This is a genomic window from Defluviimonas sp. D31 (genome assembly GCF_033436765.1).
GTDB lineage: Bacteria > Pseudomonadota > Alphaproteobacteria > Rhodobacterales > Rhodobacteraceae > Albidovulum.
This window is the reverse complement of the sequence record NZ_JAWQFN010000018.1, coordinates 16,297-28,980: the sequence shown is the minus strand read 5'-3', so window position 1 is coordinate 28,980 and position 12,684 is coordinate 16,297. Positions and strand designations below refer to the sequence as shown.

10 protein-coding genes and 2 pseudogenes are annotated in these 12,684 nt (G+C 61.2%); 7 read left to right on the top strand and 5 right to left on the bottom strand.

Features of this window, described 5'->3' with window-relative positions; translation table 11 throughout:
• Window positions 1–104: 104 nt before the first annotated feature.
• Window positions 105–1,040: pseudogene (locus tag R5H32_RS19160) on the bottom strand (DEAD/DEAH box helicase family protein); the annotation flags it as partial.
• Between the two features lie 120 nt (window positions 1,041–1,160).
• Here R5H32_RS19160 and R5H32_RS19155 point away from each other — a divergent pair.
• On the top strand, window positions 1,161–2,528 hold the full coding sequence (locus R5H32_RS19155) for an exonuclease domain-containing protein (RefSeq protein WP_318340282.1): 1,368 nt from the start codon (window positions 1,161–1,163) through the stop codon (window positions 2,526–2,528).
• Window positions 2,529–2,698: 170 nt separating this feature from the next.
• Here R5H32_RS19155 and R5H32_RS19150 read toward each other — a convergent pair whose 3' ends face one another.
• Together R5H32_RS19150 and R5H32_RS19145 are read right to left on the bottom strand one after the other, a co-directional pair.
• Window positions 2,699–2,995, bottom strand: a complete 297-nt coding sequence (locus tag R5H32_RS19150) for a hypothetical protein (protein WP_318340285.1) — start codon at window positions 2,993–2,995, stop codon at window positions 2,699–2,701.
• Between the two features lie 115 nt (window positions 2,996–3,110).
• Window positions 3,111–3,419: pseudogene (locus R5H32_RS19145) on the bottom strand (transposase); the annotation flags it as partial.
• Between R5H32_RS19145 and R5H32_RS19140 the strand changes: the two are divergent.
• The gene (locus tag R5H32_RS19140) at window positions 3,342–3,506 is read left to right on the top strand and encodes a hypothetical protein (RefSeq protein ID WP_318340284.1); all 165 of its coding nucleotides are present in this window, start codon (window positions 3,342–3,344) and stop codon (window positions 3,504–3,506) included. The pseudogene R5H32_RS19145 and the gene R5H32_RS19140 overlap by 78 nt on opposite strands.
• Before the next feature lie 658 nt (window positions 3,507–4,164).
• Window positions 4,165–5,433 (top strand): NAD(P)-binding domain-containing protein, encoded by a 1,269-nt coding sequence (locus R5H32_RS19135; protein ID WP_318340281.1) that lies wholly within the window; start codon window positions 4,165–4,167, stop codon window positions 5,431–5,433.
• A 389-nt stretch (window positions 5,434–5,822) separates the two neighbouring features.
• Here R5H32_RS19135 and R5H32_RS19130 read toward each other — a convergent pair whose 3' ends face one another.
• Entirely contained in the window at window positions 5,823–6,701 is an 879-nt protein-coding gene (locus R5H32_RS19130) for a Crp/Fnr family transcriptional regulator (protein ID WP_318340280.1), read from the bottom strand.
• Here R5H32_RS19130 and R5H32_RS19125 point away from each other — a divergent pair.
• Window positions 6,700–8,538, top strand: coding sequence for a DUF3604 domain-containing protein (locus tag R5H32_RS19125; protein WP_318340279.1), 1,839 nt, complete (start codon window positions 6,700–6,702; stop codon window positions 8,536–8,538). The genes R5H32_RS19130 and R5H32_RS19125 overlap by 2 nt on opposite strands.
• A gap of 153 nt (window positions 8,539–8,691) precedes the next feature.
• Complete coding sequence (locus R5H32_RS19120) at window positions 8,692–10,500, top strand: amidohydrolase (RefSeq protein ID WP_318340278.1); 1,809 nt, start codon at window positions 8,692–8,694, stop codon at window positions 10,498–10,500.
• A 357-nt stretch (window positions 10,501–10,857) separates the two neighbouring features.
• Here the strand turns inward: R5H32_RS19120 and R5H32_RS19115 are convergent, their stop codons facing one another.
• Complete coding sequence (locus R5H32_RS19115) at window positions 10,858–11,490, bottom strand: TetR/AcrR family transcriptional regulator (RefSeq protein ID WP_318340277.1); 633 nt, start codon at window positions 11,488–11,490, stop codon at window positions 10,858–10,860.
• 213 nt (window positions 11,491–11,703) lie between these two features.
• On the opposite strand from R5H32_RS19115, the gene R5H32_RS19110 reads away from it, so the two are divergent.
• Entirely contained in the window at window positions 11,704–12,237 is a 534-nt protein-coding gene (locus R5H32_RS19110) for a YgjV family protein (protein WP_318340276.1), read from the top strand.
• Between the two features lie 61 nt (window positions 12,238–12,298).
• Window positions 12,299–12,667, top strand: a complete 369-nt coding sequence (locus R5H32_RS19105) for a DsrE family protein (protein WP_263339597.1) — start codon at window positions 12,299–12,301, stop codon at window positions 12,665–12,667.
• Window positions 12,668–12,684: the final 17 nt, after the last annotated feature.

Sequence of the window (12,684 nt, the reverse complement as noted above, 5' to 3'; positions counted from 1 at the left end):
TCCCCGCCTTCAGCTCGTTGCCTAAGGCGAAAGATGCGGAATATTACTCCGCGACAGTCAGAACATCCGACCGTTTCCGCTGTCCATTTTGTCTCCGGGATTCACAGGATTTCACGCCAGGCGGCGTCGTCGGCGGCGCTACCGCGGTGGCACTCATCGATGACAATCAGATCAAAGAAGTCACGGGAAACGGTCTTGAACACTTTGTCGGCTTCGTCAGGACCCGTGAGTGACTGGTAGAGGCCAAGGTGTATCTCGTAGGACGGGTCGATTGTGCGGTTGCGAATCTTGGTCATCACCGCGCCGAACGGCTTGAAGTCATTCACGAGCGTTTGATCAACAAGCACATTGCGATCCGCGAGAAAAAGGATGCGCTTTGCCTCCCCTGCCTTCCATAGCCGCCAAATGATCTGGAACGTGGTGTAGGTCTTCCCCGTTCCCGTCGCCATGACTAGTAGAGCCCGTTTCTTCCCTTTCGCTACCGCCTCAATCGTTCGGTTGATGGCCTCGACTTGGTAGTAGCGCGGCTCCTTGCCGGAGGTGTCCTCATAATACGGCTGCAGAACGAGTTTTTCTTCCTCGTCCTCAATTCCACGAAACTTCTTGTATCTCTTCCAAAGCTGTTCCGGGGTCGGAAACTCATCGAGGGAGAATTCCGTTTCGATGTCTTCGCCAGCCTCCGGGATTTTGTTGTGCCCGGCAAAAGCATCTCCATTCGAGCTGAATGCGCTAGGGATATTCAAGATCTCTGCATAGCCTAGCGCCTGCTGCAGCCCGTGGCTTACACCAACTTTGTTGTCCTTTGCTTCGACAACACCAATTGGAACTGACGGCTCCCATGAAAGAACATAGTCGGCGAACTTTTTTTTCTTCTTATTTCGGGAGGACATATTCCCGCGGACAATGACTGGTCCAGGAGCAAGGGTCACTTCACGCCGTATTTGCGTCATTGGATCCCAACCCGAATTGCGAATAGACGGCGAAATAAAGAGATCGCAAATATCGCTTTCGCTCAGCTTCTTCTTCTCGCTCGGATCCATCATGAGCAATCAATATCTCTGCTTCTGGCGGGGTTGCTCCCATAAGGTACTGGATGAGGCGAAATCCGCTAGTGCAAACTTGGGCTTAGCGCCTGCAACGTGGCAAGCTAGGCTGCTGACATGACCTACGTCTTCTATGACACCGAAACCACCGGCACGGACACCACCTTCGACCGGATTCTGCAGTTCGCAGCAATCCGCACGGACGCGGACCTGAACGAGCTTGACCGCTTCGAAATCCGCTGCCGCCTGCTGCCCCATGTTGTCCCGGCCCCTGGCGCTCTGCTGGCCACGCGGGTGACGCCAGCGATGCTGATGGACCCCGGGCTGCCGACACATTACGAGGCTATGCTGACCATAGCCCAGAAGCTGTGTGAGTGGTCGCCAGCGATCTTCATCGGGTACAACACCCTTGCCTTCGACGAGCCGCTGTTGCGGCAGGCGTTCTATCAGACCTTACAGCCGATCTACCTGACCAACACGAACGGCAATCAGCGGGCGGATGTGCTTCGCCTGGCGCAGGCCACAGCAGCCCTTTCGCCTAACGCTATCACCGTGCCTATCAACCACAATGAGCGGCCCACCCTAAAACTCGACATGCTGGCCCCCGCCAACGGGTTCGCCCACGAGAATGCCCATGACGCCCTGGCGGATGTCGAGGCAACTATCTACATGGCCCGCCTGATCCGCGACCGTGCGCCAGCTGTGTGGGTTTCTCTGATGCCGCTGATCGACAAGGCGGAAGTGCAGGCACGGGTACTCTCGGGTCAGCCTTTATGTCTTGTCCAGTACCACATGGGCCACCCGACCGTGCTTCCGGTGGTGGGCTGCGGCCAGAGCCCCGACAATCCGACCATGCTCGGGGTCTTCGATCTGACCAAGGATCCCGAGCCGATTCTTCAAATGGATGTCCACGGGTTGGTGAAGGCGATGCAGGGGCCTGACCGGGCCATCCGGATTGTCACATCCAACAAGATGCCCGCGGTGGTGGACCTTGGCCTTGGACCTGACTTCGGCGTGCCGGACGCTGAGATCGCCCGCCGGGCCTCTCAGATCGTCCAGGACGGCCCCTTTGCCGCAAGGGTGGGGCAAGCCCTAGCCCAGCGCTACCCGCCCTGGCCGGCTGCTGAGGTGGTCGAGGCGCGGATGTATGAAGGGTTTCCTAGCCGGGCGGATGAGGGGCGCATGCAGGCGTTTCACGGGGCGACCTGGCCAGAACGCGTGGAGTTGGTAGAGACCTTTGAAGATGACCGCCTGCGCGAACTGGGGCGGCGCATCGTATTTCTCGAACAGCCAGACGCGCTGAGGCCCGAGCTTCGCCGGGGGCTGGAGGCTTGGCTACAGAACCGGCTGGAAGGGCGCGACGGCGTTGTGGCGGGACGCACCCTTGGAGACGCGGCGGCAGAGCTGGAAGAACTGGCGGCCGATGCAGGCAACCAGGGTGCGATCAACGCCATTCGAGAGTGGCTTTGTAGTCTCTCGCTTTGAGATCATTTATGGCGTCAACTCTTCATCGCTGGACGCGGTGCCAACGCCCAACGGCGGGCACTTCTATTGGTTCTATAGGCAGTATAGGGGTATGTAGATGGGTGGCGCAGCAACGCGCACCCGGCACCGCGCCAGGTACGTGTACCACCTGTACCGCCTATACTTCGCGCTCAGAACGGATAGTCGCCCTCCTTGTGCTGGGCATCGAACTCGGCGCCTTGCCATTCCTCCATATCGTTTGACCAGGGCACGTCTTGCCCGATGTAAACACCGAAGAGGCGCCGACACTCTTTTAGGGGCGGAAAGCGATACCGCATGGACCGCTCGGTACGCAGGCGACCATTGGCGTCTCGGCCGACGATGAACTGACCGCTTTGGATCTTCTCCACGCCGGGGAAGAGCTTCGTCAGCGTCCGCCCGAACAGCGGGAGCTGCACATAGTCGGCTCTTGGCTGCGTGCGTTTCATGTGATCGAGCATCGCCGAGATTGTGGTAACTCCCGCCCCGTTTCCCGGCGCGTCCGGCTGCGGAAGGTGGCCCTCGTCGAGAACCTGATAGAGGTACTTTTCGACCGGGCCTTGCGCCTGTGGCCTGCACCAGGTCGTCGACCCGCCGGGTGGAGACGCCGCCGATCCAAGCCTCCTGGATCACCGCCACCAGCGCCTGTTCCGAAGTCTTGCGGGCCTCGAGGAAGCCGGGGAAGTAGCTCCCCTGCCGGAGCTTCGGAACCCGCAGGTTCAGCGTGCCCAGACGAGTATCGAGCGCGCGCTCCCGATACCCGTTGCGCCAGGTCGTGCGCTCACCGTTTCGTTCATGCCTGCCGGCACCGATCAAGCCGTCGACATCGGTCTCCATGATCAGCTGCAGGACGGCCTCGGCGATACTGCGCAGAAAGTCGCCCTGATCGTGCTTGGCCAGAAGCTCGGACAGGTCCATGTTGGCTTTGGTCATCGGGGTCTCCGTAAGGTTCGTGGTTGAAGCGTCGAAACTCCACCTCGACCATACACCTCGATGGCCACCCGGGATCACACCGACAAAGGCGCCGAAATTACACCACGTGCGCGGACGCTAACGAGGCATGCACAGCGACGATTGGTAAAACCGCGCCAGATCGACTCCTTCTGGGCTGGCACAAAAACGCGAAAACGAACCCCACCGGCTGGCGCCCATGCGGAACGGTCTGCGTGGCATCAGATCGGGGAGTGAACCGATGCAAGGCACCTGAAGGCGGGGCAGGAGAAAGACTCCGGGGAAGCAGCTGGCCACTGACACAGGGCATCGCGTGAATACTGATCAGGGAGCGAAGGGCATTGCCCGGCCGTCATTTGCATATGGAAGATGCTTGCCCATTGCAGCACCGTTCTCTTGCAACTCCGTTGTGCTGCCGCGGCATACAAGCACAAGTTAGGTGAATTGGGCGGATTCCAGGCATTCGCTGCGATCGCGAAGGCCCGGGCATCGAGGGTGAAACCAGACGTTCGTGTCACGATCGACCGGCGCCACCAAGGGTCGGCCGCGCAGGGCGGAGAACGGCCGTTCGCCGCGTCCGGCCTCAAGGGCGGTAGAGCGGACGGAGCGGTCATTTGACCAGCCAGCGTTTGGGGCCGCATTTCGGAACACCTGCACTCAAGAATGGATGATATGGTCTCTCGCCATATGGGGGAGATACGAGATTCGCGGCGGCGCGCTCGAGTGCATCGTGGTCGGTGGCGGTTGGGCTGGGCTAGCCGTCAGCGGTGAACTGACCGCCCGGGGCATCCACCATCGCCTGTTCGAACGACACCGTATTGCCGAGACCTGGCGCACCCAGAGGTGGGACTCCTTTAGAATAAACACTCCAAGGCATCAGACCGTCATGCCGGGCGAACGCGACACCAGCGACGACCCTGACGGTGCCATGCCCGTCGCGGAATTCATCGCCCTCATGCAAGATTACGCGGTACGTCGGGGTCTGCCGGTCGAGTGTGGCCGGGAAGTGCGCAGGATCGAGCCGCACGGGCGCGGTTATCGTATCGAGTTGGACAGGGAGACGGTGCTGTCCCGATGTGTCGTCGTCGCCAGCGGTGATCAGAACGTGGCCGTCCGTCCTGCGCTGGCAGCCAACGTACCGGACGCCGTGGCACAATACGACGCGACGAGCTACCGCAATCCCACGTCAATGCCCGAAGGCGCGGTGCTGGTGGTCGGAAGCGGCCAATCGGGTGGTCAAATCGCCGAGGACCTTATCCGGGCCGGCCGCGAAGTCTATCTCTCGACGAGCCGCGTGGCGCGGCAGACCCACAGCTATCGCGGCCGCCACAGTATGGCATGGATGGTCGACACCGGCATCATGGACATACCGAAGGCCAATTTGCTGACAGCGGGCCCGATTCCGACGCGAGCGCTGGTTGGTGCCGACCACACGATCAGCCTACAGTCACTGAGCGCACAGGGCGTGCAACTGCTAGGACGACTGAACGCTATCGAAACAGGCAGGGCGCACTTCGACTCAGATGTGAGCGTCAATGTCGCCTTTGGGGACACGACTGCCGCGGAGACGAAGGCACGGATCGATGCGTGGCTGACGGCCAATGGCATCATGGCACCGGCGGCCCGAACGGATCCTGCCGAGACCGTAGTGCCGACTCTCCCCGATCCGGCGATACTGGAACTTGACCTGACGCGGAGCGTCGGATCGGTGGTTTGGTGCACAGGCGTGCGAGGTGACTACACTTTCCTGCGGGTGCCCGCCGTACTGGACAATCGAGGTGCCCCTATTGAATCTGGCGGGCTTACCCGCGTTGCCGGGCTTTGCATCGCAGGCGTGCCCTATTCCGTTTCCCGTCGTTCCGGCACAATCCTTGCCGCCGCCCCGGATGCGGAGCGCATGGTCAACCACGTAGAAATGGTTCTCAGGAGCAATTAGATCAGTCGCTCCCGGCCAATCACCGGCGGAAAAAACGGACCAATTCGAGCAGTGTTCGTGATGCCGCAACGGAGTCGGTTGTGCTTGGAGCGAGGATGTGGAGGACAGCTACTCGCTTCGCCCCGCAGAACGGTGGTGCAGGGCGGCGAGAGTCCGTTCGGCGCAGGCAGCATGACGGTCGCGCGAGGGCGGGCAGCAGAAGTTCGCTGCGGCGAGAGCGTACGGCGGGCTTGGGCTCAAAGCAGCGGTTCGCCGCTCACGTCGTGAACGGCTGGTCCCGCGCGTTGCGGCCGTTCGCTGCGGTCCGCTCAATGGAACGGGGTGCGGACGAAGCGGACGGTTTGCTTCAGCAAGATGTTTCAGTCGCGAGCGTCCGAAGTGACTTCGAACTACGACTGCAGAACCAGCTCGAGCCGATCCGGTCGGTCGATCCGCAACCGCCCGTATTCCTTTGCCACCATCCCCTCGGCAACGAACTCGGCAACAAGCTTCGCAGCGACGCTGCGGGACAGATTGGCCACCTCGGCAAGCTCGACGAGCGTAACCGGGACGACCGGCAAGTCACGCTTGCCCTGAAAGTCCCACCGCAGGCCCGACAGGCGGAGGAGCGTCGCAGCGAGGCGCTTGCGCGGGTCTCTCAACATGAGATCATCGACCGCCGCGATGGCCAGTGCCTCGTTCGTCGCCGCCAATCGTGCGACTGCCCGCCAGAGCGCTGGGTATTCTTCAGCGATCTTGTTCAGGTCTTGCTCTTGCAGACAGAGAAGTCTTGCGTTTCCGGCGGTCCGCATTTCGATGACGCGCGGCAGGTCCAGGAGAAGCTCCAATTCTCCGAACCAGTAGCCGGGACCAACCGCATGGCAGAACCTCATGTGTTCCTCACCCGCCGAGATGTACATCTTAATCGTGCCGGAACCGATGCCCCAAAGCGTATTTCCAGCAGCGCCGGACGCATAGACGGTGTCTCCCGGTCCGAAGGTCCGCCACCGCGCTTTCTCCAGCACCGATCCGCGAACGGGATCAGGGAGAGTTGAGAGCCAACCCGTTGCGGCGAAGTCTTCATCTGAAATTTTGTTCGTCATCGACCAGTAAAGTATCCCGATCAGGACCATTGGCAATCCCGAAAATGCTAGGCTGGCGCGGTTACAGACTTGGTTTTTCTTTCCGGACGCGCGCGACACGTCACCACCGAAAGGCCGCCCAATGAAATTCATAGAGACCCGAAGAACATTCTTCGCTACCGCCATTTTGCTCTCGACCACAGCCATGGTCGCAGCGCAGGAGTTCACGCTGTCCGAAGAACATCAGGCGACGCGGAGCACGCCCTATTCGCCCTACGTGGATCAGCACTTCCCGCAGAATGTGTACTTCGGCGACACGCATCTTCACACGTCCTGGTCGGCGGATGCGGGGATGGCCGGTGCAACGCTTGGGCCAGATGCCGCCTACCGTGTCTCGCGCGGCGAAGAGATCGAAAGCCAGAGCGGCCAGCGCTTCAAGCTTATCCGGCCGCTCGACTTCGTGGTCGTTGCCGATCATGCGGAAAACATCGGCGTCGCAGACTACCTCGAGCGTGGCGACCCGCTCTTGCTGGAAACCGAGACCGGCCAGCGCTGGTTCGACTACTTTCAGGCCGGGACCGGGATAGACGCGGCCTACGAGTGGAGCGCTGCGAACGCCGAAGGGAAGGACCCGATCGACAGTCCGGAGATGACGATCCGCGTCTGGGACAGTGTCATCAAGAATGCCGAGCGCTACAACGAGCCGGGTGTCTTCACCGCCTTCATCGGGTACGAATGGACCTCCGGCCCCGGCAGCAACAACCTGCATCGCAACGTGATCTTCCGCGACGGGCCGGACAGGACCCGGCAAGTCGTGCCGTTCTCGGCCTTCGACAGCGACGATCCGGAAGACCTCTGGGCCTATCTCAGGGACTACGAGACGCGGACGGGTGGCCGTGCGCTCGCGATCCCGCACAACGGTAACCTGTCGAACGGCATGATGTTCATGCTGGAAACCTTCGGTGGAGAGGCGTTCAACGAGGACTATGCCTCGACCCGCGCACGCTACGAGCCGCTGTTGGAGGTCACGCAACCCAAGGGCACCAGCGAGGCACATCCGCTCCTGTCCCCCGACGACGCCTTTGCCGATTTCGAGCTGATGGATGCCTCCAATCTCACCGGGACGGTTGCGAAGGAGCCGTGGATGCTGAAGACCGAGTACGCGCGCGAGGCGCTGAAGCTGGGGCTGGCGGAAGAGGCGCGCCTCGGCGTCAACCCCTTCAAGTTCGGCATGATCGGCTCGACCGACGCGCACAACGCCATCCCCTCGACACGGGAGGAGAACTGGTTTGGCAAGATCCATTTCGTAGAGCCGTCCGATCACCGCAAGGATGGCATCTTCATCGAGAGCACCGTTGATCCACAGTATTCAATCTACGACCGGGATCTTGGGGCCTCGGGACTGGCGGCGGTCTGGGCAACCGAGAATACGAGAGAGGCGATCTGGGATGCGATGAAGCGCCGCGAGGTCTTTGCGACCACTGGAACCCGGCTGCGCGTGCGCGTATTCGGCGGCTGGGATTTTGAGGAAGACGAAGTGCAGCGACCCGATTTCGCCGCGCAAGGCTATGCCCGAGGGGTTCCGATGGGGGGCGATCTGCGCAAGGGACCCGAAGGGGCGGCACCCCGCTTCATGGTGCGCGCGCTGCGCGATCCGGACGGCGCGAACCTCGACCGCATCCAGATCGTCAAGGGCTGGCTCGACGCGAACGGCGAGACGCAAGAGCGCATCTACGACATCGCCTGCGCCGACCGGGAGATCGTCGACGCTGCCTGCGACGGCGATGTGGGCAATACGGTCGACATCGGGACCGCGAGCTACACCAACGACATCGGTCGTGCCGTCTTGGGCGGCTGGTGGGAGGACCCGGACTTCGATCCGTCTCTGAAGGCGTTTTACTACGTCCGCGTCCTGCAGATCCCGTCGCCTCGCTGGACGGCCTACGACGCCGCCTATTTCGGAGTGGAAATGCCGGAGGGGACGGCAATGACGGTCCAGGACCGCGCCTACACCTCGCCGATCTGGTACACACCGGGGGAATAGACATTGGACTACGATCAAATTCTGGCCCCTGTCGCCTGCGGCGATGGGAGTCTTCCTTGGCTCGCTTGCGCTTGCCGCATCAAGATCCCTGGATGTGACAGCCAGCCACCGGGCGACCAAAAAATAGTCCATGCGAAGAATGGAGCCCTGCCAATGCTTAAGAATCTCTTGCGATCTGGAGCCGTCATCGTCGCGCTTGGGCTTCCGGTCGGCGCAACTGCTCAGGAAATAGCCGACACGATCTATGCCGGCGGTCCGATCCTCACAATCAACGATGCGCAGCCGACCATCGAAGCGGTCGCGGTGAAAGACGGGCGGATCCTCGCCGTCGGTACGCTTTCCGATCTCGTAGCACACCGGGGTGACGCAACCGAGCTATTCGATCTCGATGGCCGAGCGATGCTTCCTGGCTTTGTCGACAGTCACGGGCACGTTGTCTTCGGTGGCCTGCAGGCGCTGTCGGCCAACCTCCTTGCCCCGCCCGACGGAAAGGTCAGCGATATCGCTAGCCTGCAGCAGACATTGCGGGACTGGGTTGAAGAGAACAGCGCGGCCGTCGAGCAAGCCGGCGTGATCATCGGTTTCGGCTACGACAATGCCCAGCTCTCCGAACTGCGCCATCCAACTCGCGCGGAACTCGACGCCGTTTCAGAGGACCTTCCTGTCATCATTGTGCACCAATCCGGACATCTCGGCGTGGCAAACTCGAAGGTGCTTGAAATCGTTGGCTTTGACGCCTCGACCGAGAATCCCGCAGGAGGTGTCATCCAACGGGGCTCGGACGGAGAGCCAAATGGTGTTCTCGAGGAATATGCGTTCTTTGCAGCACTTATCCCTGTCCTGAACGAGCTCGGCCCAGAAGGTTTGGCGGCCTTCGCTGCTGCCGGTTCGGAGCTATGGGCCAGCTACGGATACACGACCGGACAAGACGGTCGGTCATCCGCCGCGGTCGTCGAGACGCTCAAGGCGGTAGCCGCGGATGGCAAGGTGCCGATTGATATCGTGGCCTTCCCAGACGTGCTGGAAGCGCGCGATTACATCGGTGAGAACGTCTCCATGGAGTACGACAACCGCATCCGCGTGGGCGGGTGCAAACTCACGATCGACGGCTCTCCGCAGGGCTTCACAGCACTCCGGGACCGCCCCTACTACGATCCAGTGGGCGATTATCCCGCAGGCTACGCAGGGTACGCAGCAGTGACCATGGAACAGATCCAGGACGCTGTGAACTGGTGCTACGAGAACGGCATACAAGTCATTACCCATGCTAACGGCGAAGGCGCGTCCGACATGCTGATTGCGGCGCTCGGGGTCGCTCAAGCGGAGTTCGGCGACCCGGGCAACCGGCCCGTCCTGATCCACGGGCAGTTTCTTCGCGAGGACCAGGTCGACGCGTTCAAAGATCTGGGCGTCTTCATGTCGCTCTTCCCGATGCATACGTTCTACTGGGGCGACTGGCACCGCGAGCATACAGTCGGGCCGGTTAATGCCGAAAACATCTCGCCGACCGGATGGGTACGACAGCGCGGCATGATGTTCGGCTCGCACCACGATGCGCCCGTCGCCTTCCCCGACAGCATGCGCATCCTCGACGCGACCGTCACGCGGCGAACAAGGTCTGGAGACATTCTCGGCCCCCACCAGCGGGTCGACGTCATGACCGCACTCAAGGCACTGACGATCTGGCCAGCGTGGCAACATTTCGAGGAGAACGAGAAGGGTACTATCGAGGTCGGGAAACTCGCCGACTTCGTGCTGCTGTCAGGTGATCCCACCGCCATCGACCCCGAGACGCTCGACTCACTCCGCGTCATGGCGACCATCAAGGAAGACGTTCTGATCTACCAGGCCGAGGAAGAAACGCAGAAAGGAGAACTTTCCGGCAGGCGCTTCGCTCTCAGCCCTGCCATGGCCGATCACTTGCTTCACGCAATGTACGAAGGGCTCAATCCAAACAATTGAGGGAGACACATATCCGTATCGCCGAAGAAGCGACAGGCGTGCTTCGCGCGAGATGGTGACTTTGCATTCGCGCGCAGTCTGCTTCTGGGCACCGCACTGCAGCACGAATGGAAATTGCCGACCTCAGAACATTCGTGCTGCACCAGCATCTTGGTCGAAGTAAACTGGTCCGCTCCGGGCTCGGATCCGTCGTTCATCCCCAGTTCGCCCAACGACCGCTTCCGACGGCTGCCGCCCTCCCTCGACGGCATCGCAATGTGCCAAGAACGTGGTGTGAAATCCACTGAGCGTGACGGACAGCAAGCGCGTGATCCGGACGCTGGGAAACAGAGGATTACGCGGACAAGACATCCGGACTCAGGCGGCCTTTTCGTGCGGGGCGCTGGGAAACAAGAGCTCCAGGTAGGAGCGGAACTGCTCGGACTGGCGTGCTGCCATGCCTGGGTTCTTGTGGGCGCGTTCGAGGATCAGGCCACCCTCGATCACAGCGACAAACATCTCGGCCAACTGCTTTGCAGTAACGTGCCGTGCCGGGGGATAACGGTCGATGACCTCCTGGAATTTGCGGATGTACATAGCCGTCCACGTCCTAAGCGTTTCGGCAACGAAATCTTTCACCGTGTTTTCGAAGTGATCGTCCTCGTAGGTGTAGAGCGCATACATGCAGCCCCGCGGCGGGTGCTTGGGGTCGCAAAGGTAGGCCTCGAAATCCGTCAAGAATTTCAGGAGCTGGTCGAGCGGGTCATCATGGGCGGCCTCCGCTTCGGCGAGGAGAGTGCGAAACATCTTCATGTCGCTCTCCGCATACCAACGCATAAGCTGGTCGGCGAGGTCGGCCTTGGACTTGAAGTGGTGAAAGAAGGCCCCCTTGGTGAGGTCGGTCGCTTTCAGCACGTCATCGATCGACATCCCCGCGAAGCCCTTGGACATGACAAGCTGCTTGGCGGCCTTAAGTAGGCGTTCGCGAGTCGCTTCGGCCCTGGCGGTCATAACTCTCTCCATACAGACTGGTTTGCATATACTAAAGGGGTGGCCGGCTTTCAAGGACGCATCGGGAAAACAGCGAAAATATCACGAAGGTAATTCTGAAATATATTCAATTACCTAGGATGAATCTTGTGGCGAGCTGAGAAATTTCGTTGACGGCATACCGAGCGGTCTGTTACAAACCAACCAGTCGGTATGTTAAATCGGACCAAAGCCATGATCGATGCAGCCCAGACCCTGAGCGCCCCTTCTGCAGCCTCGCTGATAGGCATCGCCGGTCTGGCGGTGCGCGTGGCGTCGCCGCTGCTTTCCCGGCGGGAAACGATCCTGACCGCACAGCTTGCCGCCACGTGCCTCTTCGCCACGAGCTATACGTTGATGGACCATCGAACTGCCGCGTCGGTCTGCCTCATTGGCGCGGCCCAGGCGGCCGTGGCGCTGATCGCTGGCAACCGGCCCTGGCTGGGGAAGATGGGCTACGTGTTCATGCCTGTGGTGCTGGCTATGGGGGTGGCGACGTTCTCCGGTCTGCCCACGATCCTGGCCGTGACGGCCTGCTGCCTGACGATGGTCGGCCGGCTCCAAACCGATTTGATGCGGATGCGCGGCATCCAGCTCTGCGCGAACCCCTTCGGCGCGGCCCACGACGTCGTCGTCGGCGCCTGGCCCTGCCTGGCGGGCGCCGTCCTCTCCTTCACAGTCGCCGCCATCGCGTTCCGCCGTGAATGGCGGCGGAGAGCGCCCGCCTGAGAGAGTTCCCGACCCGGACCGGGTGACGTCCGGACACCCCATCTGACCAAAGGAGAAAAAGATGGAAAACGCAAAGAAACTTGCAATCGTCGTATCCCGTGGCCTCGATGACGAGCGGGCCACTGTCGCCTTCACGATCGCCAACACCGGGATCGCTTCGGGCCAGCAGGTGACCATGTTCATGGTCAGCTCCGCCGTAGACGTGGTCCGCAAGGGCGCCGCCGACAACGTGCGGATGAACCCCTTCGACCCGCCGATGAAGGAACTGATCGAGAACTTCCAGAACGGTGGCGGCCGCATCCTCGTCTGTCCGCCCTGCGCAAAGGTGCGCGGCTACGAGGAAAGCGACTTCATCGACGGTGTGCAGGTGGTGGGTTCGCCCGCGCTGCACGCGCAGATCCTCGACGGCGCTTCGACGCTGAGCTTCTGACCCCCAAAAAAGAAGGA

Bases quoted from the DNA above. Each gene is read 5' to 3' on its own strand.
- R5H32_RS19155 (WP_318340282.1), top strand. From the start codon at position 1,161: ATGACCTACGTCTTCTATGACACCGAAACCACCGGCACGGACACCACC.
- R5H32_RS19150 (WP_318340285.1), bottom strand. From the start codon at position 2,995: ATGAAACGCACGCAGCCAAGAGCCGACTATGTGCAGCTCCCGCTGTTC.
- R5H32_RS19140 (WP_318340284.1), top strand. From the start codon at position 3,342: ATGCCTGCCGGCACCGATCAAGCCGTCGACATCGGTCTCCATGATCAG.
- R5H32_RS19135 (WP_318340281.1), top strand. From the start codon at position 4,165: ATGATATGGTCTCTCGCCATATGGGGGAGATACGAGATTCGCGGCGGC.
- R5H32_RS19125 (WP_318340279.1), top strand. From the start codon at position 6,700: ATGGTCGCAGCGCAGGAGTTCACGCTGTCCGAAGAACATCAGGCGACG.
- R5H32_RS19130 (WP_318340280.1), bottom strand. From the start codon at position 6,701: ATGGCTGTGGTCGAGAGCAAAATGGCGGTAGCGAAGAATGTTCTTCGG.
- R5H32_RS19120 (WP_318340278.1), top strand. From the start codon at position 8,692: ATGCTTAAGAATCTCTTGCGATCTGGAGCCGTCATCGTCGCGCTTGGG.
- R5H32_RS19115 (WP_318340277.1), bottom strand. From the start codon at position 11,490: ATGACCGCCAGGGCCGAAGCGACTCGCGAACGCCTACTTAAGGCCGCC.
- R5H32_RS19110 (WP_318340276.1), top strand. From the start codon at position 11,704: ATGATCGATGCAGCCCAGACCCTGAGCGCCCCTTCTGCAGCCTCGCTG.
- R5H32_RS19105 (WP_263339597.1), top strand. From the start codon at position 12,299: ATGGAAAACGCAAAGAAACTTGCAATCGTCGTATCCCGTGGCCTCGAT.